23 protein-coding genes are annotated in these 26,412 nt (G+C 64.3%); 4 read left to right on the top strand and 19 right to left on the bottom strand.

Annotated features, from left to right (window positions below; translation table 11 throughout):
- Positions 1-8 precede the first annotated feature (8 nt).
- Positions 9-932 (bottom strand): DMT family transporter, encoded by a 924-nt coding sequence (locus ACFFJ7_RS00345; protein WP_377590156.1) that lies wholly within the window; start codon positions 930-932, stop codon positions 9-11.
- A gap of 95 nt (positions 933-1,027) precedes the next feature.
- Between ACFFJ7_RS00345 and ACFFJ7_RS00340 the strand changes: the two genes are divergently transcribed.
- A complete protein-coding gene (locus tag ACFFJ7_RS00340; RefSeq protein ID WP_377590154.1) occupies positions 1,028-1,897 on the top strand; it encodes a LysR family transcriptional regulator in 870 nt (289 codons plus the stop codon).
- Between the two features lie 186 nt (positions 1,898-2,083).
- On the opposite strand, the gene ACFFJ7_RS00335 is transcribed toward ACFFJ7_RS00340, so the two are convergent.
- The 12 genes from ACFFJ7_RS00335 to ACFFJ7_RS00280 all read right to left on the bottom strand — a co-directional run bounded on the left by ACFFJ7_RS00335 (position 2,084) and on the right by ACFFJ7_RS00280 (position 14,015).
- Positions 2,084-3,700, bottom strand: a complete 1,617-nt coding sequence (locus ACFFJ7_RS00335; protein WP_377590152.1) for an ABC transporter ATP-binding protein — start codon at positions 3,698-3,700, stop codon at positions 2,084-2,086.
- An 80-nt stretch (positions 3,701-3,780) separates the two neighbouring features.
- Complete coding sequence (locus ACFFJ7_RS00330; RefSeq protein WP_166953581.1) at positions 3,781-3,999, bottom strand: hypothetical protein; 219 nt, start codon at positions 3,997-3,999, stop codon at positions 3,781-3,783.
- A complete protein-coding gene (locus ACFFJ7_RS00325) occupies positions 3,996-4,337 on the bottom strand; it encodes a cupin domain-containing protein (RefSeq protein ID WP_166953578.1) in 342 nt (113 codons plus the stop codon). Before ACFFJ7_RS00325 ends, ACFFJ7_RS00330 begins: the two co-directional genes overlap by 4 nt.
- A 53-nt stretch (positions 4,338-4,390) precedes the next feature.
- The gene (locus ACFFJ7_RS00320; protein ID WP_377590149.1) at positions 4,391-5,719 is read right to left on the bottom strand and encodes an NAD(P)/FAD-dependent oxidoreductase; all 1,329 of its coding nucleotides are present in this window, start codon (positions 5,717-5,719) and stop codon (positions 4,391-4,393) included.
- A gap of 5 nt (positions 5,720-5,724) precedes the next feature.
- Positions 5,725-6,612: an ABC transporter permease gene (locus ACFFJ7_RS00315; protein ID WP_377590147.1), complete on the bottom strand. Its 888-nt coding sequence runs from the start codon at positions 6,610-6,612 to the stop codon at positions 5,725-5,727.
- Positions 6,613-6,623: 11 nt separating this feature from the next.
- Complete coding sequence (locus ACFFJ7_RS00310; protein WP_166953571.1) at positions 6,624-7,574, bottom strand: ABC transporter permease; 951 nt, start codon at positions 7,572-7,574, stop codon at positions 6,624-6,626.
- 114 nt (positions 7,575-7,688) lie between these two features.
- Positions 7,689-9,344: a peptide ABC transporter substrate-binding protein gene (locus ACFFJ7_RS00305; RefSeq protein WP_377590145.1), complete on the bottom strand. Its 1,656-nt coding sequence runs from the start codon at positions 9,342-9,344 to the stop codon at positions 7,689-7,691.
- A gap of 101 nt (positions 9,345-9,445) precedes the next feature.
- Positions 9,446-10,777 (bottom strand): NAD(P)/FAD-dependent oxidoreductase, encoded by a 1,332-nt coding sequence (locus ACFFJ7_RS00300; RefSeq protein ID WP_377590143.1) that lies wholly within the window; start codon positions 10,775-10,777, stop codon positions 9,446-9,448.
- A gap of 1 nt (position 10,778) precedes the next feature.
- Entirely contained in the window at positions 10,779-11,489 is a 711-nt protein-coding gene (locus tag ACFFJ7_RS00295) for an SDR family NAD(P)-dependent oxidoreductase (protein ID WP_377590141.1), read from the bottom strand.
- 2 nt (positions 11,490-11,491) lie between these two features.
- Positions 11,492-11,995, bottom strand: a complete 504-nt coding sequence (locus tag ACFFJ7_RS00290; RefSeq protein WP_377590139.1) for a MarR family winged helix-turn-helix transcriptional regulator — start codon at positions 11,993-11,995, stop codon at positions 11,492-11,494.
- A gap of 266 nt (positions 11,996-12,261) precedes the next feature.
- Positions 12,262-13,686 (bottom strand): FAD/NAD(P)-dependent oxidoreductase, encoded by a 1,425-nt coding sequence (locus ACFFJ7_RS00285; RefSeq protein ID WP_377590137.1) that lies wholly within the window; start codon positions 13,684-13,686, stop codon positions 12,262-12,264.
- Entirely contained in the window at positions 13,686-14,015 is a 330-nt protein-coding gene (locus ACFFJ7_RS00280) for a (2Fe-2S)-binding protein (protein WP_377590135.1), read from the bottom strand. Before ACFFJ7_RS00280 ends, ACFFJ7_RS00285 begins: the two co-directional genes overlap by 1 nt.
- A 258-nt stretch (positions 14,016-14,273) precedes the next feature.
- Between ACFFJ7_RS00280 and ACFFJ7_RS00275 the strand changes: the two genes are divergently transcribed.
- A complete protein-coding gene (locus tag ACFFJ7_RS00275; RefSeq protein WP_166953560.1) occupies positions 14,274-14,630 on the top strand; it encodes a RidA family protein in 357 nt (118 codons plus the stop codon).
- Positions 14,631-14,798: 168 nt separating this feature from the next.
- Here the strand turns inward: ACFFJ7_RS00275 and ACFFJ7_RS00270 are convergent, their stop codons facing one another.
- Entirely contained in the window at positions 14,799-15,905 is a 1,107-nt protein-coding gene (locus tag ACFFJ7_RS00270) for an NAD(P)/FAD-dependent oxidoreductase (RefSeq protein WP_377590132.1), read from the bottom strand.
- 82 nt (positions 15,906-15,987) lie between these two features.
- Here ACFFJ7_RS00270 and ACFFJ7_RS00265 point away from each other — a divergent pair, with 82 nt between their 5' ends.
- Positions 15,988-16,917: a LysR substrate-binding domain-containing protein gene (locus ACFFJ7_RS00265; protein ID WP_377590129.1), complete on the top strand. Its 930-nt coding sequence runs from the start codon at positions 15,988-15,990 to the stop codon at positions 16,915-16,917.
- A 107-nt stretch (positions 16,918-17,024) separates the two neighbouring features.
- Here the strand turns inward: ACFFJ7_RS00265 and ACFFJ7_RS00260 are convergent, their stop codons facing one another.
- The 3 genes from ACFFJ7_RS00260 to ACFFJ7_RS00250 form a co-directional block, all read right to left on the bottom strand.
- Positions 17,025-18,461: an NAD(P)/FAD-dependent oxidoreductase gene (locus ACFFJ7_RS00260; RefSeq protein ID WP_377590127.1), complete on the bottom strand. Its 1,437-nt coding sequence runs from the start codon at positions 18,459-18,461 to the stop codon at positions 17,025-17,027.
- A gap of 211 nt (positions 18,462-18,672) precedes the next feature.
- Positions 18,673-20,373, bottom strand: coding sequence for a hydantoinase B/oxoprolinase family protein (locus ACFFJ7_RS00255; protein ID WP_377590125.1), 1,701 nt, complete (start codon positions 20,371-20,373; stop codon positions 18,673-18,675).
- Positions 20,370-22,427, bottom strand: coding sequence for a hydantoinase/oxoprolinase family protein (locus ACFFJ7_RS00250; RefSeq protein ID WP_377590123.1), 2,058 nt, complete (start codon positions 22,425-22,427; stop codon positions 20,370-20,372). Before ACFFJ7_RS00250 ends, ACFFJ7_RS00255 begins: the two co-directional genes overlap by 4 nt.
- Positions 22,428-22,590: 163 nt before the next feature.
- Between ACFFJ7_RS00250 and ACFFJ7_RS00245 the strand changes: the two genes are divergently transcribed.
- Complete coding sequence (locus tag ACFFJ7_RS00245) at positions 22,591-23,487, top strand: LysR family transcriptional regulator (RefSeq protein ID WP_166953550.1); 897 nt, start codon at positions 22,591-22,593, stop codon at positions 23,485-23,487.
- A 19-nt stretch (positions 23,488-23,506) separates the two neighbouring features.
- On the opposite strand, the gene ACFFJ7_RS00240 is transcribed toward ACFFJ7_RS00245, so the two are convergent.
- A complete protein-coding gene (locus tag ACFFJ7_RS00240) occupies positions 23,507-24,517 on the bottom strand; it encodes an ABC transporter ATP-binding protein (RefSeq protein ID WP_166953910.1) in 1,011 nt (336 codons plus the stop codon).
- A gap of 11 nt (positions 24,518-24,528) precedes the next feature.
- Entirely contained in the window at positions 24,529-26,412 is a 1,884-nt protein-coding gene (locus tag ACFFJ7_RS00235; protein ID WP_377590121.1) for a dipeptide/oligopeptide/nickel ABC transporter permease/ATP-binding protein, read from the bottom strand.

The raw sequence follows: 26,412 nt of genomic DNA, 5'->3' as shown, positions 1-26,412 counted from the left end.
ACCACCACTCAACGGTGCGCGGGCGCCGGCGTCAGGCGCCCGCTTGCCAGCAGGACACCGAAGATCGCCACGGCCACACCGGCCATCTGCGACAGATCCGGCATCCGCCCGAACAGCGCCGCAGTGACGAGGGCGGCGACCGGAACCAGATTGAACAGCACCGACGTCGCGCCCGGGCCGCGCACCGCAATGCCCACCTGCCAGAACAGATAGGCAAGGACCGAGCCTATCAGCGCCATCCACAGCGTCGCTCCCCACGCCGTGCCGGAGGCGGCGGCCGCCGCACCGACAGGCGCCTCAAACGAGAACGCGGCCGCCAGCAGGGCCAGTGCGCCGAACAGCATGGTCCAGGCCGAGGTTTCCAGCGGGCTGGCCTCCTTCACCCAGCGGCGGCAGCCGATGGTGTAGAGCGCCCAGGCGAAGCTACCGATCAGAATCAACAGATCGCCGGCGGCAAAACGCGCGCCCGAAAACGCCCCGACGGTCAGCGCCACACCCAGCAGGCTGACCGCCATGCCCACCAGGGCGAGGACGCCCGGAAAGCGCCGGCCGATCAGCGCATCGAGCAGGTTCGTCGTCAGCGGACTCGTGCCCATGATCAGCGCTGCGGTGACCGGGCTGGAACTGCGCATACCCAGGAACAACGCGGCGTTGAACCCGGCCACTCCGACGACACCCAGCAGCATGAAAGCCGGAGCATTGCGCCGCAGAGCCCGCAGGCCGGAGCCCTGGGTGACCCAGAGCCACAACAGGATCGTGGCAGCGGCAAAGATGAAGCGCCCCGAAGCCGCCGTCCAGGGCGGCACATCGAGCAGGGCGATGCGCGTGGCTTCGAAATTCGTGCCCCAGAAGATTGCGGCAAGCGCACTGAGCAGAAAAGCCGACCCCTCGGAGCGGGGCATGGCGGCGCGCGCGGTTTCAGTAACGGGCATAGAACATCTCCGGTTGGCGGGATAAGGCGTTGTCGCATTCCGGAACGCACAATGGTATCGCATCTATCTGCAGACTGTTTTCCGATATCGGAAAGATGATGGATCGGCTGAACTGGGATGATATCCGCCTGTTTCTGACGCTGGCGCGCGAAGGCACGCTATCGGGCGCGGCCCGTAGCCTGGGGATCGGGATCGCGACGATTTCGCGCCGCATCGAGCGGATCGAGCAGGCGCTCGGCTTGCCGCTGTTCCTGCGCCATCAACAGGGTTATGACCTGACCGATCAGGGCGCGGCGCTGCTACCCCGGGCAGAGGCTATGGAACTGGCCGCGCAGGGCATGCGGCAGGAGGCCGAGGCACAGGTCGAAGTGCGCGGACTGGTTCGTCTTGCCAGCTTCGAAAGCCTGATCGCGCCTTTCGTCGTGCCCGCACTCGCTTCCCTGCTGGCGGACAATCCAGGGCTCGATGTCGAGGTGCTTTATTCGGCCTCCACCGTGAACCTGCATCGCCACGATGCCGATCTGGCTCTTCGCATGGTCGCGCCCGAGCGCGGCAATCTGGTGGCGAGGCGTCTGACGGCCATGGGATTCGCGCTTTACGGCCCGCCCGACGGGACGCCGCCTTCCCGACACGTGACTTGGCCCGACATGGTGAGCCTGGGCACGCCGCTGGCGTGGTCGAGGGCTTTCGGCGCGGAGGAAAACGGGCGCTTTGCCGTCAATACGCTGACCGCCCAGGTGGCGGCGGTACGGTCCGGAATCGGTGTCGCGGTGCTGCCGTACTTTCTGGCGCGCAATGCCGGGCTCCGGCTATTGAGCGAGACCCTGCCGGACGGGGGCGCGATGACACGGCCGGTGCTGCTGGTCATGCATGCGGATCTGGCGGGCTCGCGGCGCGTGCGCACCGTTGCCGATGCCATCGCGCGTGAACTCGTCGCTCGCCGGCAGGAACTGGAACAGCCCTGAGACGTAGCGGTGTCGCCGTCCGCCCTGCGACATGGATCGCGGAACCGAGAAGCGCGTCTCCCGCGGCTGTCCGTAGGGGAGCGCTTTCATGGCCGTTTGTTCCGTTTCATGAGCCATCCGACGGCCGGCGGAGGTTTGGGTTCTGTCCGGTCATGGGTGCAAGAACGCGAGAAGGTTATGCCTGCGTCAATGCGTCCCCGGAATGGCTGCGACCAGATTGCGGGTGTAATCCTGTTGGGGAGTCCCGAAGATGACGTTCGGCGCACCGGACTCGACGACGACACCCCGATGCATGACCAGGATGTCATCGCAAATCTGGCTGGCCACGCGCAGGTCGTGCGTGATGAAGATGATCGCCAGATTGCGTTCGCGCTGGACGCGCTGCAATAGCTCCAGGATCTGGGCCTGAATGGACACGTCGAGCGCGGACACCGCTTCGTCGGCAATCAGGATTTCGGGGTCCATCATGAGCGCGCGGGCGATCCCCACCCTCTGCCGCTGGCCGCCGGAGAATTCATGCGGAAAACGCTCCATCGCGCCGTGATCGAGGCCAACCAGTTCAAGCGTCTCATAGGCCCGCGCCCGCACCTCCCGGGCGTTCCGGCCGTGGGCGACGGGTCCGGCGGTCAGTGACATGCCAATCGTGTGGCGGGGATTGAGCGAGGCGAAGGGGTCCTGGAACACCATCTGGATGCGGGGCCGCAAAGGGCGGAACTCTTTCTCGGAAAGGGCGGCGATATCGCGGTTCTCAAAGAGGATGCTGCCGGAATCGAGAGTCGTCAGCTTCATGAGCACCCGCCCAAGGGAACTCTTGCCCGAGCCGCTTTCGCCGACGACGCCCAGCGTTTGTCCCCGACGCAGGGTGAAGCTGACATCCTGCAAGGCGATGACGATCCGCTTGTGGCTGAACGTCCCCGAACCGAGCCGATAGGTCTTGCGCAGGTCCGCGACTTCAAGCACGACATCCGTCTCCGGGGCCGCTGTCCTGTCGCCCTTGCGCATATGCGGAACGGCGGCGATCAGGCGTTTGGTGTAGGGATGCCGGGGATTGAGAAGCACGTCCTTCGCGCCCCCCTGTTCCACGAGATCGCCCTTCTCCATCACGATGACGCTGTCCGCGATTTCGGAAACCACCCCGAAATCATGCGTGATGAACATGACGCTCATGCCCTTGCGCCTCTGGATCCTGCGGATGAGATCGAGAATCTGCGCCTGCGTGGTCACGTCCAGCGCCGTGGTCGGCTCGTCCGCGATCAGCACGTCCGGATCGAGAGCCAAAGCCATGGCGATCATGACGCGCTGGCGTTGCCCGCCGGAAAGACGGAAAGGATACTGGTGCTGGATCACCGCCGGATCGGGCAGGCCGACCTCACCGAGAAGCTCGACGATCTTCGCGGCGCGGCGCTCGCGGTCGCCGAAATCGTGAGCGACGAGAACCTCCTCGATCTGATCGCGGATCGTCATCAGGGGGTTGAGCGATGACAGCGGGTCCTGAAAGATGATGGAAACCGACTTGCCGCGCAGCAGGCGGCGCTGACTTTCCGGGACCTTCAGAAGATCGATGCCTCGAAAAGCGATCGATCCACTTTCTATCGTCATCGTCGACGGCAGCAATCCCATGATTGTGTTGGCCGTCACCGATTTGCCCGAGCCGGACTCGCCGATGATGCAGAGAATTTCGCCGGCTTTCAATTCGAACGATATGTCATGGACGGCATATCGCCGGTCCAACCCCTTGGGCAGGCGGACGCTCAGGTTGCGCACTGACAAAATCGCCTGTCCGCTCTTGTCGTTTCCCGTCATGTCAACAGTGCTCCGCAACGTGGCTGTTCCCCGCTGGCGGAAGGCCGCCGAACGCATCGGCGGCCTTCCGCAATCATAATTCAGGCGTCAGCCCTGAATGTAGACGGCGTGGGTTTCGGTGAACCCGTAAAGACCATGCTTGCCGTCCACGCGGTCTGCATGCCGGTGCCGATCTCCGCCGCGTCGACGAAGTTGCGATAGTCAACAGGTGGGGCGGAAAACGTCGCCGATTGCGAACGTGTGAACGCCATTTCCCCTGTCTCCTCCCGCTTGATCGGAACGCGGACCAGCCGGATCATGGCTTGGGAACCACCGTCGCCACCTTGCGCAGCGGAGAAAGGACCTCAAGCGTGATGGCGACGCCTTTGGCGATGCGCACGATCGAGCCGGTGGAAATCGGCACCGGCTGCGAACCGTCGAGGCTGCACAGCGCCTCGCCCTCGATGACGACAAAGGTCTCGTCCAGGTCACGCGCCGGATAGACATAAAGGCCCGGCTCCGCTTTCCACACGGCGACTTTCGTGCCGTTCTCCACGTCGTCCTCCCAGATCAGGCGGGCATCCGAACCGCTGTCGCGGCCCTCGGCGGGGCGGCTTGGCGCGAAATCGATATCGTCGGCGACATTATAGATGGACATGGTTGAGGTTCCTCTCCTGTGATCGGGCCTTGCGGCGCGGTGGATACTCGTCGTCATGCGTGCGGCGGAAGCGCCGCTCCCGACATCCGGCTCCTGAACCAGTCATGCACGCGGTAATAGCGCAGCGTGAGCGGCGGGCCGTAATTCATGTAGAGCGGTGCCCGGTGCAGAGGCTCCGGCCGCAGGGCCAGGTCGTTCGTCGACGTCCCCAACGCCCATTCACTCAGCACGCCACCCAGCATGCTGCCGGTGGGGACGCCGCGGCCGGAAAGCCCGGTCAGCGCCACCACACCCGGTGCGAGATCGTAGAGACGCGGCACGGTGCGGTATTGCATATCGAGTTCGCCGAACCACAGATAATCCCACTCGACCGGCTCCTCGATCTGCGGGTGAAGCCATTTCAGTCGGTCGCTCAGAACCCGTTTGGTGAACTCAATGTCCGCGCCGCGCCGGCCCATGGGGAACATGGAGGCCACGATCCGCCCCTCGGCGTTGTACTTGTAGACGAAGATATCGCCGCGCCCGTCATGCATGGTTGTGTTGCGCGGCAGCACCGACAAACGCGCCGCCGGCGACAGCGGCCGTGTGGCCGCGACAAACACCTTTTGAAGCTTGAAGCTCTCGTCCAGCTTCGGCCAGCCGGCGACCGTATAGGCGCCGGTCGCGAAAATCACCTTGTCCGCGGTGACCGAGCCGCCGGCAGTCCTGACCTTCCACCGCCCCCCGGCCGCCGGCTCGCAACCCGCCGCCTCGCAGCGGGTGTAGAGGCGCGCGCCCTCCTGCATGGCCGCGCGGGCGAGTCCGCGCGCATAGCCGAGCGGATTGAGGTGGCCCGCCTCCTCATGCAGCCAGCCGCCGTAGTAGCGCTGCGACCCCGTGACACGGGCGACTTCGTTACGGTCAAGCATGCGGGTGCGCGCGCCGACCGCGTTGTAGCTCTGCACCTTCGCCTCGATATCCGCCAGTTGGCCGGGATGCAGAGCGCCCATGACGTAGCCGTTCTGCACCCACTCGCAGTCGATGACGTAGTCGCGGATATAGGCGGAGACCTTGTCGTTGGCGCGGGTCTGGCGGGCGATCAGGCGGCTGGCCCATGGCTCGCCCAGCATCCTGCGCAATTCGTCGAGACTGTAATGCGTGAAGGTCGGCGTGCAATGGCCGGCGTTGCGGCCCGATCCGCCATAACCCACCTCCCGACCTTCCAGGAGCACCACCTCCACGCCGGCTTTCGCCAGCTCCAGCGCCGTGGTGAGGCCGGTGTATCCACCGCCGACGACGCAGACGTCGGCCTTCTCGTCGCCGGACAACGGGCCGGTTTCGGGCGCGGGCGCGGCGGTCGCGTACCACAGCGACGTTTCGAAAGGAGAAAACTTCGGTTGCACCGCATTCACCCCTGATCGGAACGGGCGTCCAGCGCATCGCGCAGGCCGTCACCGATGAAATTGAAACCGGCAACCGCGATCGTGATCGCGACGCCCGGAACGATGGCCAGCCAAGGCGCCGAGGTCAGATACTGCTGCGCGCCATTGAGCATGTTGCCCCAGCTCGGCAGCGGCGGCTGAATGCCGTAGCCCAGAAAGCTGATATAGGCCTCCAGCAGGATAGCGCGCGCGATGGTCAGGGTCGCGGCGACGACGATCGGCCCCATGACGTTGGGCAGGATTTCGCGGAACATGATCCAGCGTCCGCGCAGGCCGAGCATTCTGGCTGCGAGAACGAAATCGCGGTCGCGCAGCGATCGGGTTTCGGCCTCCACGATCCGGGCCACCTCCATCCAGCTCGTCACCGCGATGATGACGGTGATCATCAACGGGCTCGGCTTGACGAAGGCCGCGAGCGTCAGGAGGAGAAAGATGGACGGAAACGACAGGAAGGCATCGACGATGCGCATCAGCGTCGTGCCGACGAGCCCTCCATAATAGCCCGATACGACACCAACCACCGATCCGATGCAGGTCGAAAGCAGCATGGCGGAAAACCCGACCAGCAGCGAGATGCGCCCGGCGTGGAAAAGCCGCGCGGCGATGTCACGCCCCAGCGGATCAGTGCCGAAAATGTGCGCGCCGGTTCCCGGCGGCGCAAAACGTGCGCGCAGGTCGATGTAGAGTTCGTCGAACGGCAGAAGATGCGGACCGGCGACGCAGGCAAACGTCAGGATAGCGATCATCGCCAACCCGACGAGCGCAAGCCGGTTCCTGACGAAGCGCCCGACGACACGGCTTCGCCACCAGCGCGGACGCGCGGCCTGCGGGACTGTTTGCATGACCGTGTTCATGGGATTTCCTCTCAGTCCAGACGAACGCGCGGATCGACAAACGCGACGAGAAGATCGGCAATGAAGTTACCCAGCAGAACCAGAATTGCCGAAAACATCAGTAGTCCCATGACGACCGGATAATCATTGTATCCCAGGCTGTCGAGGAACAGGCGCCCCATGCCCGGCCAGGTGAAGACGGTTTCGGTCACCAGCGCGCCGCCGAGAAGCGCCGGCAATTGTACGCCAGCCAGCGTTATCATCGGCAGCATCGCGTTACCCAGCACATGCTTCAGCAACACACGGCGCGGCGACAAGCCCTTGGCCCTGGCCGTGCGGATGAAATCCTGATTGACGACCTCCAGCGTGGCGCTGCGCATGTAGCGGCTCCAGACCGCGACGTTCACCAGCGCCAGCACGACACTCGGCAGGATGAGATGCCGGACGTAATCCAGGAACGATCCGTCGCCGACCGTGAACATGTTGCCCGCCGGCAGCCACTGCAGTTTTAGCGAGAATACGTAGATCGCCACCAGGCCGAACCAGAACGTGGGTATCGACAGGGAGACCATGGCGACGATCGTCCCCACATAGTCGAAAGCCGAGCCGCGCCGGATGGCGGTATGGACGCCGAGCCAGGTGCCGATCAGGATAGACAGCAGCGTCGATCCGCCCATGAGCAGGATGGTGGCCCACAGATGACCGGCGATGATTTCAAGAACCGGCCGCCCGTCGCGATAGGAATGCCCCCAGTCTCCTTGCACGAGCCGCCACAGCCAGTCGAGATACTGCACCGGCAGGGGCCTGTTCAGACCCATCTGCTCGGCGATGCGGTCCAGCGCCTCCTTGGTCATTCCCGGCGTCAGCGTGTACTGAGACAGAGGGCCGCCGGGTGCGAGGTTGAGAACCGAAAAGCCGATAACGGACACGATCAGCAGCAGAATAACGCTCTGCCACAGTCGCCGTAAAGTATATCCAAGCATGGGATCTCCGCCTAAAGCGAGCAAACCGGCGCAGGACAGTGTGACACGAATATCCCGGGCGGCTTTTGACGCCGCCCCGCCATTCAGGCACACGGCACGGCGCCAGAAGGCAGCTTATTTGCGACGCCAGTCGCGGATGTTCCACGTATCAATACGATTATTGATGTTGCCCTTGAAGCCGTCGACATCGGCCTTGCGGCCGCGCACCTGCATATACTGGAACATCGGCAGCATCGGGAGATCCTTGCGGACAAGCTCCTGCACCTTTTTGTAGATCGGCAGACGCTCTTCGGGAACGAAAAGCGCCCCACCCTGCTCCATCAGCGCATCGACTTCGGCGTTGGCGTAGACCCAGGTATTCTGGCCCGTCCCGCCCTTGGCCGGGGAAGCCGTGGACTTGAAGAAATCCGACGGATCAGGATCGGGGCCAATCAGCGGCGTAAGGCCAACCATGACCGAGTCGAACTGCGACATCATCCAGTAATCGCCCCACATCACCGCCGGCGGCAGGTTCGAAATGGTCATTTCGACACCGATGTCGCGGAACGATTGCTGGACGAATTGCTGGGCCTGCTCGCGCAGATTGTTGCCGGCCGTCGTGGAGTTCTTGAAGGACAGGCGCACGCCGTCTTTTTCACGAATGCCGTCGGCTCCCGGTTTCCAGCCGGCCTTATCAAGGATCGCCTTGGCCTTATCAATGTTGTACTCATGCTTGGGCAAGTCGGGATTGTAGTAATATGACTCCTTCGGCATGTAGGATTCGGTCGGCGTCGGCACGCCATAATAAATGGCGTCGATGATCGCCTGCTTGTCCAGCGCGTGATAGAGCGCCTCGCGCACCGCCGGATCCTTGAAATAGGGACGTTCCATATTGAGGCTGATCGATTCGATCGTCGCGACGCCGGTCAGTTCTATGATCCGTCCCGGCAGGCTCTTGGCTTCTTCGTAATGATCGGCCGTGATCCATTGCACGCCCACCAGATCCACGTCGCCGGTCTTGAACTGCGTGTAAAGAACCGTCAGATCGGGAATGTATTTGATGACGACCTGCTGGATATGCGGACCCTCGCCGAAATAATCCGGGTTGGCCTCCAGTTCGATATGGTCGCCGGCGACACGCTTCTTCCACTTGAACGCGCCCGTTCCGATCGGCGCGTTGTTGAACGGCGCGCTGTTCTTGTCGGCAACGCCGTCGAATGCGTGCTTCGGCACGATGAAGGTCGATGCGAGAAACGCGGCGTAAGGCGCGAACGGCTTCTCCATGCGCCACGTCAACTCGGTCGGTGACACGACGGTCAGATCGCGGACCAACTCATGCCCGGTGCGTCGCCAGCTCCTGAAATCGGGATCTGTCAGAAGTTCGAGCGTGAACTTGACGTCCTCGGCGGTGAAAGGTTTTCCGTCATGCCATTTCACGTCGTCGCGCAGCTTGATCTTCCAGTTGAGGCCGTCGGCGGAAATGCCGCCATTGGCGACGGTAGGAACCTCGGCAGCCAATAATGGAAAGTAATTGCCCTCAGGATCGACGTCGAAGAGAGGATCGAATACCGCGTAATGAACACCCTCGTCGCATTCGACATGCAGCAGGTGCGGATTGAAGACGGTCGGCTCCTGCGAGAAGCCGATGATAATCTGCCCCTTGGGGGCCTCTTTCGCCAAAGCCTCGCCACGGAAGAAGCCGGGCACGGCGATCGTGGTCAGTCCCGTCGCACCGAGCATCAGCAGAGTCTGGCGACGATTCAGCAGGAAACCATCTTGCTTGTCAGTCATCATATTCCCCTTTTTTCAACGTTTTTGGTTCGCATTTAATGCTTTTACTGTTCCGCATTCGCGGCCGGCGGGCATGCAACACGCGCCCGCCTCGTGAAACATCAGAATCCGCTGATCAGCCTGATCTTGGACCCGTCGGAGAACCGGCTGAAGCGGAAGTCCGCAGGATCGACGATCGGCGTCTTTCCAAGCACAAGATCGGCCATCAGACGGCCAGCCGCGGGGCCAATGCCAAAGCCGTGGCCGGAAAAACCCGTGGCGACAAAGAGGCCCGGTATCTGCTCTAGCGGCGAAATGACGGGCACCGCATCGGGCGTGACGTCGATGTAGCCGGCCCAGCGCTGCGCGATTTCCACGTTTTCTAAGGCGGGGAACGCTTTTTTCACATGGACAAGCGCCGTGTCCGACAGGCGCTTGTCGGGCTGCGGATCCAACACCCGATTATACTCAAACGGGGTCGGCTCATCGAGACCCCAGCGCTTCGGCAGCCGCGCCTCATCCAGAAAGCGAAATCCCAGCCGCAGATTGAGCGAGCGCCATTCCTTCTTCAGCGCAGGCAGGAAATCGAGCGCATAGCGGAACGAGTTCGGCACGATCGGCACGACGTTTTCGTGGCCAGAAGCGATGGTGTAGCCGCCGTCCAGCCGCTTGCGCATCGCGAAGTGGCGCGACCAGATCGCCTGCTCCGGCCCGCCTTCCACCGGCGAGGTGCGCAGCACAGAGTTCATGACCTTCAGTTGCGGCAGATTGATATCGTTGTTGCCGAGGAAAAGACCGGACCATGCGCCGCCGGCCAGCACCACCGCCTGGCACTTGATATATCCGCGTTCGGTGACGACGCCGCAGATCTTGCCGCCCGCCGTTTCGACCCCGCGAACGGCGCATTCCGTCATGACATGGGCTCCGCAGTCGCGCGCGGCCTCCGCAATGGCGGGCGCAGCCTTTTGCGGCTCCGCGCGCCCGTCCGCCGCGGTATAAAGCCCGCCCTTGACCGGCAGGTTGGAGCCAGGGAACATCGCCTCGAACTCGTTGCGCGAGATCATCCGCGAGTCGAGCTGATAGCCGCGCAGATTCTCGTTCCAGCGCTCGTGTTGAGCGTATTCCTCATCCGTCGCGCAGGTGAAAATGATCCCGGCACGGCGATAGCCCGTTTCGCGTCCCACACGCTCGTCCATCGTTCGCCATATGCGCAGCGCCTCGGCCATGAGCGGAATTTCGCGCGGGTCGCGGCGCGAGATGCGCACCCAGCCCCAGTTTCGGCTCGACTGCTCGTGACCGATACCGCCCTTTTCGCAAAGGGCGACCCGCGTGCCTCTCTCGGCGAGTTCAAGCGCGGTAGACGCACCGATGATGCCGCCGCCGATGACGACCACATCCACTTCGGCAGGAAGTTCGGCGTCGCCGTGAAATGGAACTACGAAAGGTCCCGGCATTTCAGAACGATTCCTCAAGCTGGCAATTGATCGTGAATTCCGCCACGCTCGCCTCGTTCGGAAGATCGAGCAGCATTTCGATGATCCGCGCGATATCCGCGGGATCGGTCATCCGGTCCTGCGGGAGATCGGTCAGGGCCGCTGACATGTCGGAGGCGACGAAGCCCGGGCAAACGGCGGTCGCGCGCACGCCGCAATCGAACCCGGCGTGGCGCAGGGCGTGGGCCAGCGCCACAGCCGCGAATTTGGAGATGGAATAAAGCCCGGAGCGCGCGCTTTTCACACGCTTGCCCGACAGCGACGCCATGACGATGATGCGCCCGTTTCCAGCGCTCGCCAGCCACGGCCATGCGGCCCTGGCCAGCCGGCGCGGCGCCTTGACATTGATATCAAGCAATTGCTGCAATTCTTCGTCGGAAGCCTCGATGACGTCCTTGGGATTGGCAACGCCCGCGTTGGCGACGATCGCGTCGATGCGCCCGAAACGCTTCGCCGCGGCGGCGGCCCACGCCTCCTCTGCGTCGGCGTCGAGGGCATTATAGGCGGCCAGATGAATGCGATCCTCCGAGCCGGCCATCCACGCCTGCCGATCGGGATTGCGCATCCCGAGCGACACGCTCCACCCTGCCGAGACCAGCCTTTGCGCGATCGCCGAGCCGATCCCGCGTCCGCCACCAGATATCAGAGCAACGCGCGATTCATTCTTTGGCACGCTCACCTCCAGTTCTCCCGCAGGCGCTCATAGGCGCGCTTCAGAATGTCCATCAGGATTTTCTGTTCATCCTCGGGGATGATCTTGAAAAAATCCTCCGATTGCCGCGTGACGATGCCGCGGACGGTCCGCGCCAGCGCCGCCCCTTTCGGCGTGGTGTAGAGTTCCTGCGCCCGACTGTCCGCCGGCGACATCCTGCGTTCGATCAGGCCCTGCTTCTCGAAATGATCCAGAATGCGACCCATGGCCGAACGGTCCTTCATCGCCAGTTGCGCGATGACGGAGGGCCGGATGCCCGGATGGCTGTCGATAAGCAAAAGGGCGGTTATCTTTCCCTTTCCCTTAGCCACTTCGAGCGTTTTCAGCCTGTCATCAAGGTCTTTTGAAACAGACAAGTCGATGACGCGGATATAAAAACTCAACGTGTTCTCAAGAACATCAATATCGACATGGTCTACATTCGTTGGAGGTGCAGCCTCACCTCTTGAGAGGACGTCATCCGCCACTCAATTCCCCATTTTTATGTCCTGACGAAATCGTCATCCAGCTAATGGAAGGTTATACAAATGATGGACAAATACAACTATTTTCGGTTGATAAATACCACTATTTTCGCCGCTTGCCGTCAAGCAGCGCGTCACCCTGATCACCAGCAATCTTCGAATGTATGGAAACACCGGGGCCAAGCGCCTCACCGACGTTCTGCTCGATCGCGTCGCCCGCCACGTCAACATGTGTCAGACGAACGGCGGGGGCTGATGTCAGCGTGGCATCAATCAGCTTCCATCGAGAGATCGGAGAGCTGCCCCAGCGTCACCGGCTTCAAGGGCGCGCGGATGCGGTAATAGCCGGCCTCCGGCACCGGGACGCCTCTTGCGGCGGCGATGATCTCGCCTGCCGTCAGGCCGCAGCTGCGCCCCTGACAAGGGCCCATGCCGCAGCGGCTGAATATCTTCAACTGGTTTGCCCCTGTGCAACCGGCCGCGACGAAACGACGGATATCGCCCGCCGTCACCTCTTCACAACGGCAGACGACGGTTTCATCCGGTGGAGCCAAAAAATCCGGGGCAGGCGCATACAAGGCATCGAGAAACGGCCTGATCGCCAGATTCCGGGATAGCTGCCGCCTCGGTGCGCTGGCCATCTCATCCCTGCGGTCGGGCGTGAGACGACCGAGCGACCGTGCCGCGTCCAGCGCCGCGAGCCGGCCCTGGCTCTCCGCCGCCAGCGCACCGCCGATGCCCGCGCCGTCGCCCGCAACCCACAGCCCGTCGAGGGACGACGCTCCCCATTTGTCGGTGACGGGGCGCCAGCAGCGTTGCCCCTCGTCCCATGCGTGAGCGCAATCCAGAGATCGCGTGAGTTGCGTGTTGGGGACCACACCCTGATGCAGCAAGAGCAGATTGCAGGGATCGGTAAGGAGGCGCGAGCCGATGCGGTACTGAAGCCGCCCCACGCGCCCGCTCTCGTCGGGAAGCACCCGCAGGTCCCGCGCGCCGCGCCGGATAGGTACGCCCGCTTTGGCCAACGCCGCGATGAGCGTTACGCCCTTGCGGAGATAGGAAGCCGCGCGCAGGGCGCGCGGGAGATGGCGCAACGCGCGCGCATGGTTCCCCAGCGGCGTCGTTTCAACCACCGCGATGGAGGTGACGCCGGCGTTCAGGTATTGCCAGGCTACCAGAAACAGCAACGGGCCGCTGCCCGCCAGCACGACTGGCCCAACGGGTACGAAACCCGCGCTCTTCATCGCGATCTGCCCCGCGCCCGCCGTCATCACGCCCGGCAGAGTCCAGCCGGGGATCGGCATCGGCCGCTCCATCGCGCCGGTCGCCGCGACGATGGCCGACGCCCGCAGCAGGCGCGACCGGCCGCCTGCCGAAAATCCGATCTCCAGCGAAGGCGTAACCTGCCATACGGCTGCGGACGCATAGTAGTCGCAGGCGGCTCCGCAGGCGCGAAGCGCGGCGACCAGCTCGCGGCCGCGCCGATAATCCGGTCCCAGAAGCGCGACGTCCGCCAACGGCGAAGCGCCGGCGGCCCTGTAGATCTGCCCTCCCGGCTGATGCTGCTCGTCGATCAGGGCAACGCGCAATCCCAGCTCGCAGGCACTCAGCGTTGCCGCCATCCCCGCCGGCCCCGCACCGATGACGGCAAGATCGTATGGCGCAGCGATCGCCGGCATGGCAGAGGGCGGCATCACGCGCCTCCCCGCGGCTGACCGGCCGGGAGGCGCGCGCCCGCCTGGCTTCTGACGACCATGCCGTCGCGGACGAGCGTCATGCAGGCCTGGCTGTTGGGCTCACCGTCGATATCCATCAGGCATTCGAAACACACACCCATCAGACAATAGGGCGCCCTCGCGCTGCCGCTCACCGGCGTGGTGCGTGTGCTGACAACTCCCGCCGCAAGGACAGCGGCGGCGACGGAGTCACCCTTCAGCGCCTCGATCGGATGGCCGTCGACAGTCAAGACGACCTTCTCGCGATCAGGACCGGGCAACCGGCGGAATACCGGAGTATGCGTCATGATACCCTCAACGATCCGCCGGCCTCTCCGGCACCAGGGCTCGGCCCAAGCGGCGTCAGCAATTGTCTGATGTTGCACAAGGCTAAATATGCATACAAATGCATTCTCATTGCCATCTTATGCTTGGATATTATATAGATACATAATATTTGTGCATGGATAGATGCGATATGGCTATTTGATTTATACCCTCGGATCGGGGACGGTCACGCAGGGCGTTTCACGCTCATCCTTCCAGACAGACGGGAAACATGGATCATGGCGACGCGATACATTCCAACACCAATCATGCACCGGGCGGTGGAGCACGGCGGCCTTGTCTTTCTCGGCGGCATCGTGGCGGACGACAAGAGCCTCGGCATGAAGGGCCAGACAGAACAGATACTCGCGAAGCTCGGCACCTATCTGGCGCAGGCGGGCTCTGACAGGAGCCGCGTGCTGGCGGCGACGATCTACGTGACGGACCTCGGCCTGAAGGACGAGATGAATGAGGCGTGGGTCGCATGGTTCGGCGCGGAAAATCTTCCCGCACGCGCCACGGTAGGCGTGGCCCAACTGGGAAAAGATACCCTGCTCGAAGTCGTCGTCACCGCCTACGTGGACAACGCGCGCTAGAATCCGTCCTGTTTCAACGTAAACTGGACGGATTCCAGGAGTGCGCTCCCGGAAGGGCATGTCGCTTTCTGAAAAGATCGTGCAGCGGCAAATGGAGAGAACGGTGGCGGTTTTCCATCCACCGTTCCAAGGCCGTTCGCCCGGATAGCCTGTCCGGAGGCCGCATCGTCAGGAGAAGCGGGCGGTGGAAAACGCCCGTGCCTCCTCGTCGATCGCGCCATCCGCCACCCATCGGGACAGTTCCGTTACATGCATCGGCGCGAGCGTCACGCTGCTGTGCGCTGTGAAGAAGAACACGCCGGGCCAGTCCGGCGCTTCCTGATAGACCGGCGCGCCATCCTTGCTGAGCACGCGCAGGGCAACCCACGAGCGGACGATCCGGATGTCGGACAGTTCGGGGATCATCCTGACGGCCCGGTTCGCGAGATGGTGCATGACGGAGAGCGAGGTCGGGGTTTCGTAGGTCTCGCCGCCGCTGTTGTCGCCGACAAGCAGCGTGCCGTCCGGCGTCTGTCTGATCTGGGATATCGGCACGTCGAGAAAGGGCTTCACACGCTCCGTGACGATGATCTGCCCCTGCTGGGGATGCACCACCGGCCCCACGCCGATCTGCCGACCGAGATCGACCAACCCGAGGCCGGCGGCAATGACGACCTTCGGCGCCCACCAGGTTCCCTCCGCAGTTTCCGCGCCGTAGACGCCCTTCCCTCTGAGCAGGCGGCGGACGGCCTGGCCCGGCCGGTAGTCTCCGCCGCGCGCGGAATAGGCTTCGTGCAAGGCCCTGAACAGCGCCAGCGAGTTGCAGTCCCCGTCGAGCGGGTTATACGAGCCGCCGACCACGGAGGGGCCGATGAAAGGCAGGCGCGCCTTCAGCTCATCCCGCTCCAGCATCACCGTCCGGGCGTCGTGGGGCTGGCCCGGCCTGACGCGGGCGACCATCGCGGCACGCTTGTCGCGTTCCGCATCCGACAGACACAGATGATAACCGCCGGGACGGCGGTATCGGACGTCGATGCCGGTAACGTCCCTCAATTTCGAGGCGAAACCGGGCCATGCGTCCACGGCCTTGCGTGTCCATGACGTATATTCCCGCAGGCCCGCGCCCTTGCTCTGCAACCACACCAGACCGAAATTGCCTCTCGCGGCACGCAATGCCACGTCGCCCTCGTCCAGCAGCACCGTATCGAGGCCACGTTCACGCAAACCAAAGGCGACAGCGGTACCGATGAGGCCGCCGCCGATGACCACGATATCGCTCGTTCGTCCGTTCGTCATGCTCCAGATCCTGCAACCAGTGCCCAGCATAATGGTTCGTTGACCGCAACCTATAAATCAAATACCAATAACCCTTGCTTTCATGAGGCAATGTTATAGGCGCATGTTCACGCATCGACAGATTGAGATATTCCGTGCGGTCATGACTCACGGCACCGTTTCGGCGGCGGCGGACGCGCTGCACATCTCGCAACCGGCGGCGAGCAGGCTCATCCGCGATCTGGAGCAGCATCTGGGCATGGCGCTGTTCGAGCGCAGCCACGGCCGCGTCAACCCGACGCCGGGCGCCTTCGATCTGCTGGAAGAGGTGAACCGCTTCTTCATCAGCCTCGACCAGGTGGAGAGAACGGCGAAAGATATCGCGCATGGCCGGCGTGTCGGCCTGGTCGTCGCTTCCATGCCCGCCCTTGCCACCACCGTGGTGGCCGACGCCATGCGGATCGTGCTGGAAAGGCACCTGGACCTGTCGATCCGCATCATGTCGGTGACCACGATAAGCGCGCTGCGGATGATCTCCAGCCAGGCGGCGAACATCGGGATCGCGTCCCCTTACCGGGACATTTCCGGCCTGATCGCCATCCGCCAGCTGGCCGTTCCCTACATGTGCATCCTCCCTCACGATCACGAGCTGGCCTCCCGTCCAGCCGTCACGCTGAAGGATCTGGAGCGCTATCCGTTCATCGGCTACTCGAAGGGAACGGCCAGCGCCGAACTCATCGAGCGGCTGGTCCGCGAAAACGGGCTCGATATCCGTTCCCGCATCGATGTGCACCTGTCGCAGATGGTTTCGTCCTTCGTCCTGCGCGATCTGGGCATTGCCATCGTGGACGCCTTCACCGCCCGCGAGCATATCCGCGCCGGCGGGGAGGCCCGGCCGATCGACATCCAGGCCAAGTTCGGCTTCTCGATCGTCATGCGCGAAATGGCGAAGATGACCCGCATCGAACATGAATTCATCTCCGCCGTCGAGACGCTGACGGCGGCGCTAAAGGCTGTTAGTGACCATGGATAGGGTCTGGACGTTGCGACGGAAGCAGGACAGATTCTAAGTCCTATATTTTGCCGTAACTTGCATTCGATTCGACGGATCGACTCGAAGGCAAACTGCTCTGGACGCCGCTACCTGACGCCGATCCGCAGCCCGAGCCGCGCCGGAAGACCGGCGACCGTCCGGGCGAAGGCGGACGGGGCGCGCCCGTTCTCCTCAGCGTCCTCGCAGGCGAGGATCGCGCGCCGCACCGCCGCCGCACCCAGATAACGCAGGGGCTCGGGCGGCAGGCGCGGCATCTGCCGCCGATAGAACGGCAGGTCGAGCCACGGATGGTGCTGGCCCGCCACGAGTGCGGCGAGGCATTGCGCCACGATAAAGGTCGGGTTGACGCCGTGTCCCGAGAAGCCGCAAGCGTAAAAGACGTCGCCTCCCCGCAGGCTGCCGACAAACGGCAGGCGATCGGACGCGACATCGATCGCACCGCCCCATACGCGCTCGGCGGGAACCGCGTTCATCAGGTCCGGCAGCAGGTGACGCATTCCGGCAATGGCACGCCCGGCGCCTTCCGCCGATCCGGTCATGCCCACCGCCTCGGACCGGTTGGCGTAGGCGACGGGCCCCGCCCCGGCCCCCATCAGTGCGCGTCCGTCCGGCGTACGGCGGAAGTAGTGGACGAACATCCGCATGTCGGCGAAGCTGACGTCCGTATTCCAGCCCATCGACGCCAGTGCGCCGGCGGCCGGCCGGCTGATCGCCGCATAGCTCGAAAATACGCTCAGGAAGGGCGAGATCGACGGCTCCCGCCCCAAGGCAGCGTTGGTTGCCAGCACCACCTTGCGGGCGACGATATCGCCCCTTGCGGTGCGCAGGCGCGAAGGGTTTCCACGATCGAGGCCGACCACCGGCGTGTTCTCATGAACAGCGATGCCGGCTGCCATGGCCTCGCGCCTCAGGGCGCGCGCCAGCCGGGCGGGCTGGACCGTGGCGCCTTCGGCGAACAGCACGCCGCTGCGAAACACCGGCGACGCGCACAGCCCGGCGACCTCCCCGGCGCTCAATGACCGCGCCGTATCGGGCACGCCGAGCCGGCGCGCCGTCTCGACATAGCCGCGCAGCTTCGCCTCCTGCTCGGGTGTCGTGGCGACGCGGACGTTTCCGCCCTCGCGCCACCACACGTCATACGTGCCGGCGGTGGCGAAGGCGCGGAGCGCATCCTGCGCCTGCGTTCCCGCCCGCGCGATGGCGAGGGCGGCGTCGGGACCGAAAGTAGCGGTAAGATGGGGCAACTGAGACCAGTAACCGTGCACCTTGCCGCCGTTCTTCCCGCTGGCGCCGCTGCCGCAGACGCCTGCTTCCACAACAGCGACCGACAGCTCCGGCGCGCGCTGGCGCAGGGCGAGCGCCGTCCACAGGCCGGTGAAGCCACCGCCGACGATGGCGACATCCACCCCGGTTTCCGGCAACGGGCCGGACGGCGGCGGAGGGAGCACGCCCTCCCGCTGTTCCGCAGCCATCGCTTCCTCTAGCCACCAGGATGTGCCTGACGGTGCAATCTGGTCGGACATCTCGCTCACGCCTCCTGTCAGTCCGCGAATATGCTCCATGGAATACGCCCGCCGGAATCTGTCCTGTTTACGTTGAAACAGGACAGATTCTCGTTTCCTTATTTTGAGCGAGTTCTGATCGATCAGATGCTTCCATCTGATTGGAACGCCCGCCAGGCGTGGGGAGCTGCGCCGGAACTTTCCCGCGGACATGTCCGGCGCGCCGCCATTTTCACCGGCCGTAAAGCGGCAGATCCCCGGCGGCGATGATGCCGTCAGCGAGATCGCGTTCAACTTCCGCGTCGGTCCGTTCGGACGGCAGGCCATAGCCGCCCGCACCGGGCGTCTCGATGCGGATGTTCTCCCCTTTCGCGAGCACGAGATGGGTGACTTTCGAGGCGAGCGCCTGCTCCGTCGGCAGCCCGTAGTTGCGATAGAGATGGGCGGTCGCGCCGTCGCCACCGCCGGCAACGCCGGTCGCGGGGAATTTGTGGCCGTCCGAACGGGCGGAGAAGATGGTGCCGTCCCGAAGCGCCGTAATCTGGCGTGTGATGCCGAGGCCGCCGCGGCGCCGGCCGGCGCCGCCCGAGCGCTCGACCAGGCTGTATTCGTCGACCATCAGCGGATATTCGTGCTCCAGGGCCTCGACCGGCAGGTTGGATGTATTGGTGACATGCACGTGGATCGCGTTCATGCCGTCCGTTTCCGCGGACGCCGGGCCGCCGCCGCCGATGGTTTCCAGATAGACATAGGTGCCCGCCCGGCGCGCGTGATTGGCCGAGAACACGATGGTCGGCAGGTCGTCGTTGCCGGAGGAGAGCGCGCGGCTTTCGGGCAGGATTTCCCGGAAGGCACCGAAAATCGAGCGGACGATCTTCTGGCACGTGATGCTGCGCGCGCCGACGGCTGCGGGAAACTGCGCGTTGATGATGAGGCCCTTTTCCGCGCGGATATCGACGGCCGCCATCATGCCCTCGTTGGGCATCAGCTGCGGATCGAGAAGCGCCTTGGCGGCATAGAAGACCGATGCTTCGAGCGCGCTGCGGGAGACATTGAGCGCGCCCTTCGCCTGCGGCCCCGTGCCGGAAAAGTCGAACACGAGATTGCCGTTCTCGACCCAGACGGAGACCGCGACCGGAACCGGGTCGCCGCCCGAGCCATCGTCATCGAGGTGGCACACGAAGGAGCCGCGCGAGGAGCCGAGTTCGCCGATGCGCATCTTCATGCGCAAAGCCGTGTAGTTCAGGATGTCCTCAATCGCCTGCTCCACCTGCGCCAGCCCCATCTGCCGCACCAGGCCATCGAGCGCGGCGTTGCCCCGCTCGTTCGTCGCGATCTGCACCTTGAGATCGAGGATGCGTTCTTCCGGCTCGCGCGTGTTGGAGGCGATGAAATCCAGCAGATCCTCGCGAATCCGGCCGTTTTCCACCACGAGGATCGGCGGAATGCGGATGCCTTCCTCGAAAACGGTTCTTGAGGCGGCAGAAATAGAGCCCGGAACGCTGCCACCAACATCCGAATGGTGGGCGATGTTGGCGGTGAAGAAGCGCAGTTCGCCTTCGGCAAACATTGGCGTCACCAGCGCGATGTCGGGCATGTGGGTGCCGCCCGCCAGATAGGGATCGTTCGAAATGAACGCCATGCCCGGCTCGATGGTTTCGGCCGGAAAGCGCTCCAGCACGGCCTGCACGCTGCCGCGCAGCGAGCCGAGGTGCAGGGGGATGTGGGATGCCTGCGCGATGAGCCGCCCATGCCTGTCGAAAAGGCCGACCGAGCAGTCCTTCCGTTCCTTGATGTTGGTGGAGAACGACGAACGGATGAGCGTGTTGCCCATGTCTTCGGTGATCGTCAGCAGACGATTGGAGAATACTTCCATGCCGATGGGATCGGCGATCCGGGGCGTCCCGCCCGCCTGAATGGTCTGGTGGTTCATTGCGCGTCTCCCAGGATGGAAATGATGATGTTGCCGGCCGGATCGATCTCGAAACGGGTGGCGGGCGGAATGATCGTGGTCGAGCTCATTTCCTCGACGATCGCGGGGCCCGCCATCGGCACACCCGCCGGCAGCTTCTCGCGTTCGTACACAGGCGTCTTCTCGCGCCCGCGACCGGCGTTGAAGTAGGTCGTGCGGTGTTCGATGAGCGCCTCCTCCACGCTTCCCCCGATCTTCGGCTGGAAATCGTTGTAAGGCTTCGGCACAAGGCCTACGGCCTTCGTGCGGCAGTTGACGACCTCGACCGTGCGGCCGGGGATGTCGTAGCCGTATTCGATCCGATGAGCCGCATCGAAGCGGGTCAGAAATTCGGCCAGCGTCAGCGTCTCGTCGGGGGCGACCTGCACGGTCACCTCGAAGTTCTGGCCCTCGTAACGCGCCTCGATCAATTGCTGGAAGCTCCGCAACTCCGCTGATACATGCTCGCCGTCGAGCCACTCCTCGCCCTCGCGGCGCATTTCATCGAAAAACGTCATGACCGATCGCCACGTTTCCGGCGTCGCGGCCGCCACGCGCGTGCGCACGAAATCGAGGCTGATGTCGGAGAGCAGGATGCCCCGCGCGCACATGGTGCCGGGCTCGCGCGGCACGATGACGGTCGGGATTCCGCATTCCTGCGCCACTTCGCAGGCATGCAGCGGACCGGCACCGCCAAAGGCCATCAGCGCGAACCGGGACAGATCGTGGCCGTGCTCGCTGGAAATGGAGCGGATCGCACGCCCCATGTTGGCGTTGGCGATGCGCAGGATGCCGAGCGACGCCTCGTCCCTGTCGATGCCGAGCGGGCCCGCGACCTGATCATCGATGACGCGGATCGCCGCCTGCTCGTCCACGGCCAGTTTGCCGCCGAGCAACGTCACCGGATTGAGGCGGTGCAGGACGACGTTGGCGTCCGTGACCGTCGGCTCCGTGCCGCCGCGTCCGTAGGCGACGGGCCCCGGCACGGCGCCGGCGGAAAACGGGCCGACCTTGAGGGCGGAGGCATCATCCCGCCGGGCGATGCTGCCGCCGCCCGCGCCGATGACGTGAATGTCGATCATCGGGATCTTGACCGGAAAGTCCGCGACCGTGCGGCTTGACGTAAACTGCGGGCGGCCGTCGAGAATGAGCGAGACGTCCGTGCTGGTGCCGCCGACGTCGAAGGTAATCACGTGGCGGAAACCGGCCTCGCCCGCCAGCACGGCGCCGCCGATGACGCCCGCCGCCGGGCCGGAGAGGCACGTGCGGACCGGATACTGGCGCACGGTCGGGATCGACATCAGCCCGCCGTTCGAATGGATGGTATAGGGCGCGACGGGCGCGTTCAGCTCCTTCACGCCTTCCGACAGGCGGTCGAGATAGGTCTGCATGCGCGGGCCCGCATAGGCATTGAGCACCGTCGTCGACAGGCGCTCGAACTCGCGGAACTCCGGCAGCAGGTCCGACGAGGCGGTGATGTAGAGATCGGGCGCCAGTTCGCGCAGCCGGTCGCGCACACGGTTCTCGTGGTCGGGATTGCGATAGGAGTGCAGGAAGCAGATGGCGACCGATTGCACGTCGGCGGCGCGCAGCTTCTCCAGAATGCCGTCGACCTGCGCCACATCGACCGGCTTCAGCACGGAACCGTCGAAGGCGACCCGCTCGTCGATTTCGAAACGCAGGGAGCGCGGCACCAGTATCTGCGGCTTGACGGCGCGGTAGTCGTAAAGATTGGGGCGGGTCTGGCGGCCGATGTCGAGGATGTCGCGGAAGCCCTTCGTCGTCAGAAGGGCGGTCTTCGTTCCCTTACGCTCGATGACGAGGTTCGTCGCCACGGTCGTGCCGTGCCCGATGAAGCTCACCTCCTCGGCCTTGACGCCGAACACATCGAGCATCTCGCGCGCGCCGGTGCAGATGGCTTGCGACGGGTCCGCGGGCGTGGACGATACCTTGTAGAAAGAAACCTGGCCCGTTATATCGTTCAGCAGCGTAAAGTCGGTGAACGTGCCGCCGACGTCGACACCAATACGGTACATGGATATCTCCAGAAGAATTGCATGTGACCCGAAAGCTAGCGCCAGACAGGGGAATTGCGCCAATGGTCATTCCTGATGACGATCCATCAGGAAATCTTATTGACCCGCGCACGCCTGTCGTGGCCCGTCCCGCCCTCTCCGCAGCTCCGGTCCCGACCCGCCGATGAACCTGAACCATTTGCGCGCTTTCGTTACCACCGCCCGCCTGCTCAACTTCACCCGCGCGGCGGAGAAGCTGCATCTGAGCCAGCCCGCGATCAGCGGCCAGATTCGGGCCCTTGAGGAAGAGATCGGCGTGTCGCTGTTTCAGCGCGACGGCAAGAAGGTGGCGCTGACGGAAACGGGCGCCCGGCTGCTGGACAAGGCGGAGGCCGTGCTCGATGCCGCCGCCGCATTTCTGGATCGCGCGGACTCGTTGCGGACGGCGCCGCCGCGTCATCTCCGGCTCGGCATCATCATCGGCGCGGAAGTCTTGAGAATCGGCAAGACGCTGGCACGACTGAACGCGAGCGATCCCCATCTGCGGATCGACGTGCAGCAGGGGTTGTCCGGCTGGGTGATTGCCGGCCTGCGCAGCGGCCAGCTCGACGCGGGCTTCTTCCTGGGACCTAACCTTCCCGGCGACGTGGACGCCACGGAACTGACGCGCCTGACTTATCTGGTCGCGGCGCCGGCAGCCTGGGCGGGCGAAATCGGGAGGGCCGATCTGGCCGACATCGCCCGCATGCCGTGGATATGGACGCCCGAGAACGGATCATACCCGCATATCGTGCGCGATCTCTTTTCCGGCCATCACCTGACGCCGATGAAAATCATCGAGGCCGACAGGGAGGCGACCATCGTCAATCTGGTCGCTTCCGGTATCGGCCTCTGTATTCTCAGGGAAGAGGTCGTGCGGGCGATTGCCCGCGACGATCGTATCGTCGTCTGGGAAAAGGGACGTCGGGAAGTGCCGCTGTACTTCGTCACCCGTCCCGATCCGGACGCTCCGCTCCGGACGCTGCGCACGGCCGTCATGGAGGAATGGGGCGTGCGACCCGACGCGGAACGCGCCGCGTAGGGCCGGATCACCCCGCCTCTCAGGCAACCGCCCGCAGCGGCTCCCCGCCCGAAATATCGTCGCGGATGCAGCTGTGATAATGCCCTTCCCCGACCTGCCGATAAGCCGGCCGTTCGGCCGCGCACGCGGCGATCGCGAAAGGGCAGCGGGTGCGGAAGGTGCAGCCGCTCGGCGGGTTGGCGGGGCTCGGCGGCTCGCCCTGCAACAGCGTCCTCTTGCGCGCCCGCGCCTCGCGCGGGTCCACGGAGGGCGTGGTCGACAGCAGGGCGCGCGTGTAGGGGTGGAACGGCCGGCTATAGAGATCGCGTGCGCTGGCCATTTCCACGATCCGCCCCAGATACATCACCATGACCTTGTCGGCAATGAACTCCACGAGGCCGAGGTCGTGGGAGATGAACAGCAGAGCGATGCCGGTGTCGCGCTGCAAATCCACGAGCAGGTTCATGACCTGCGCCTGGATGGACACGTCGAGAGCGGCGACGGGCTCGTCCGCAACCACGAACCGGGGCCGGACGGCGAGCGCGCGGGCAATGTTCAGACGCTGGCGCTGGCCGCCGGAGAACTCATGCGGGAAGCGGTGCAGGTGATCCCGCGACAGGCCGACCTGCTCCAGAAGCCGGATGACCGAAGCCTCACGCTCGTCCTTTGGCAACGCTCCCCGCAGATCGACCGCCTCGCCCACGATCTCCATGATACGCGAGCGCGGGTTGAGGCTGCTGAAAGGGTCCTGGAAGATGATTTGCATCTCCCGCCGCAAATCGCGCATGCGCTGCCCGGAAGCGTGGGTGATGTCCTCGCCGTCGAAACGGATCGTTCCGGCGGTCGGTTCGTGCAGACGCAGCAAGGTGCGGCCGACCGTGCTCTTGCCGGACCCCGATTCTCCGACCAGGCCGAGGACCTCTCCCCGGGCAATGGAGAAGCTGACGCCGTCCACGGCCTTCACCGGCTTGCGCTTGCCCGAGAACAGGCCGCCCGACGAGTAGTACAGCTTTTGAAGGTTCTCGACTTCCAACACAGGCGTCGTTTTCAAGACAGGCGTCGTCATGCCAACTCCCTCCAGCGGACGCACCTGGCGGCCTGGCTGTCCGAAACAGGCTCCAGCGCAGGAACACCGGCATTGCATAGATCTGTCGCGTGGGCGCAGCGGGGTGCGAACCGGCACCCAGGCGGCAGCGCCAGCGGGCTCGGCACGGCGCCCGGAATGGAGGAAAGCCGCTTGTTACCGCCGGTCTTGTCCTCCACCTTCGGCACGCTGGCCAGCAGGCCGCGCGTATAGGGATGGCGCGGCGTGTAGAAAATTTCCTCCACCGTGCCTTCCTCGACCACCTGTCCACAGTACATCACCACGACACGGTCCGCGATTTCCGCGACTACGCCGAGATTGTGGGTGATGAAGATGAGGCCGATGCGGCTCGCCTCGCGGATCTGCTCCAGGAGGTCGAGTATCTGCGCCTGCACGGTGACGTCGAGCGCCGTGGTCGGCTCATCCGCGATCAACAGGCTCGGCTTGCCGCACAAGGCGATGGCGATGGCCACTCTCTGGCGCATACCGCCGGACAGCTGATGCGGATACTCGTGCAGCCGCCGCTCGGGGTCCGGAATGCCGACCTGCTTCAGCGCCTTGAGCGCCCTCGCCCACGTCTCCTGTTTCGGAAGGCGCGCGTGGGCCGTGACCGCTTCCACAAGCTGATAACCGATGGTGTAGACGGGATTGAGGCAGGCCATCGGCTCCTGAAACACCATGCCGATTTCCTTGCCGCGATAGGCGCGGAACCGGTTCAGCGGCACCGTCGCCAGGTCGTGGCGCTGGCGATCGGCGGTGACGTAGTCGATCGAACCGCGCGCGATCCTGCTGATGCGTCGCGGCAGGAGCTTCATGATCGCGAGGCCGGTCATGGATTTACCCGAGCCGGACTCGCCGACCAGCGCGACCGCCTCCCCCCTGCGCACTTTCAGGCTCACGCCGTCGACGGCACGGATCGAACCGCGCGGAACGGCGATTTCCGTCGTCAGATTGCGAATATCGAGCAGCATGTCGTCCGTGGCCGACGCGGCTGCCGCTTCCCGCCCGCGTGCGCCGTCGTCCTCATCGATGGCGGAAGCGGGGGAGAAGGAAACGCGCCGCGCCTTCGGATCGAACACGTCGCGCAGATGGTCGCAAAGCCGGTTCACCGAAAACACGGTGAAGACGAGCGCCATGCAAGGCCAGACGATGCCCATGGGGTCGAGGTGCATATAGGCCCTCGCGCCGCGGATCATCAGCCCCCACGAAGGGGTGGGCGGCACGACACCGAGCCCCAGAAAGCTCAGGCCGGACTCAAGCACGATGCAGGAGGCGACGACCAGCGAGAACTGGACGAGCACCGGCCCGGCGACATTGGGCAGGATCGTCCGCGCCAGGATGCGCAACGGCCGGTGCCCGAGCGCGCGCGCCGCCTCGACATATTCGTGATTGCGCACGACCAGCACTTCGCCGTAGGTGACGCGGGCATAGGCCGGAATGAACAGGATCGACAGGATGACTGTCAGGGTCAACGCGCCCGGCCCCAGCAGCGCGACTGCCAGCAGAGCGAGCAGCATGGGCGGAAAGGAAAGGATGACATCGAGCGGACGCATGGTCGCCAGCTCGATCCAGCCCTGAAAATAGCCGCCCACGAGGCCGACGATAACACCGGCGGCACCCGCCAGCGCCGCCGCCGTCAGCGACACCGCCAACGACGCCCGCGCGCCGTGGATGATCCGGCTGAAGATATCGCGGCCGTATTCGTCCTGACCGAAAGGATGCGCCCAGCTCGGTCCCGCCATGCGCGATATGACATCCATCTTGACCGGGTCCGGCAACGGCAGCAGCGGCGCGAAAACCGCGAGAGCGACCATGGCCGCCAGAAACCCGATCGCGAAAACAAGTGTGACATTTCTCAACAT

The sequence above is a fragment of the Pseudochelatococcus lubricantis genome (assembly GCF_042432495.1).
In the GTDB taxonomy this organism is placed as follows: domain Bacteria; phylum Pseudomonadota; class Alphaproteobacteria; order Rhizobiales; family Beijerinckiaceae; genus Pseudochelatococcus; species Pseudochelatococcus lubricantis.
This window is presented reverse-complemented; position numbering and strand designations above follow the sequence as displayed.

Excerpts from the sequence above, each read along its gene's own strand:
- ACFFJ7_RS00345 (WP_377590156.1), bottom strand. The coding sequence starts at position 932 with ATGCCCGTTACTGAAACCGCGCGCGCCGCCATGCCCCGCTCCGAGGGG.
- ACFFJ7_RS00340 (WP_377590154.1), top strand. The coding sequence starts at position 1,028 with ATGATGGATCGGCTGAACTGGGATGATATCCGCCTGTTTCTGACGCTG.
- ACFFJ7_RS00335 (WP_377590152.1), bottom strand. The coding sequence starts at position 3,700 with ATGACGGGAAACGACAAGAGCGGACAGGCGATTTTGTCAGTGCGCAAC.
- ACFFJ7_RS00330 (WP_166953581.1), bottom strand. The coding sequence starts at position 3,999 with ATGATCCGGCTGGTCCGCGTTCCGATCAAGCGGGAGGAGACAGGGGAA.
- ACFFJ7_RS00325 (WP_166953578.1), bottom strand. The coding sequence starts at position 4,337 with ATGTCCATCTATAATGTCGCCGACGATATCGATTTCGCGCCAAGCCGC.
- ACFFJ7_RS00315 (WP_377590147.1), bottom strand. The coding sequence starts at position 6,612 with ATGAACACGGTCATGCAAACAGTCCCGCAGGCCGCGCGTCCGCGCTGG.
- ACFFJ7_RS00310 (WP_166953571.1), bottom strand. The coding sequence starts at position 7,574 with ATGCTTGGATATACTTTACGGCGACTGTGGCAGAGCGTTATTCTGCTG.
- ACFFJ7_RS00305 (WP_377590145.1), bottom strand. The coding sequence starts at position 9,344 with ATGACTGACAAGCAAGATGGTTTCCTGCTGAATCGTCGCCAGACTCTG.
- ACFFJ7_RS00300 (WP_377590143.1), bottom strand. The coding sequence starts at position 10,777 with ATGCCGGGACCTTTCGTAGTTCCATTTCACGGCGACGCCGAACTTCCT.
- ACFFJ7_RS00285 (WP_377590137.1), bottom strand. The coding sequence starts at position 13,686 with ATGCCGCCCTCTGCCATGCCGGCGATCGCTGCGCCATACGATCTTGCC.
- ACFFJ7_RS00280 (WP_377590135.1), bottom strand. The coding sequence starts at position 14,015 with ATGACGCATACTCCGGTATTCCGCCGGTTGCCCGGTCCTGATCGCGAG.
- ACFFJ7_RS00275 (WP_166953560.1), top strand. The coding sequence starts at position 14,274 with ATGGCGACGCGATACATTCCAACACCAATCATGCACCGGGCGGTGGAG.
- ACFFJ7_RS00270 (WP_377590132.1), bottom strand. The coding sequence starts at position 15,905 with ATGACGAACGGACGAACGAGCGATATCGTGGTCATCGGCGGCGGCCTC.
- ACFFJ7_RS00265 (WP_377590129.1), top strand. The coding sequence starts at position 15,988 with ATGAGGCAATGTTATAGGCGCATGTTCACGCATCGACAGATTGAGATA.
- ACFFJ7_RS00260 (WP_377590127.1), bottom strand. The coding sequence starts at position 18,461 with ATGTCCGACCAGATTGCACCGTCAGGCACATCCTGGTGGCTAGAGGAA.
- ACFFJ7_RS00255 (WP_377590125.1), bottom strand. The coding sequence starts at position 20,373 with ATGAACCACCAGACCATTCAGGCGGGCGGGACGCCCCGGATCGCCGAT.
- ACFFJ7_RS00250 (WP_377590123.1), bottom strand. The coding sequence starts at position 22,427 with ATGTACCGTATTGGTGTCGACGTCGGCGGCACGTTCACCGACTTTACG.
- ACFFJ7_RS00245 (WP_166953550.1), top strand. The coding sequence starts at position 22,591 with ATGAACCTGAACCATTTGCGCGCTTTCGTTACCACCGCCCGCCTGCTC.
- ACFFJ7_RS00235 (WP_377590121.1), bottom strand. The coding sequence starts at position 26,412 with ATGTTGAGAAATGTCACACTTGTTTTCGCGATCGGGTTTCTGGCGGCC.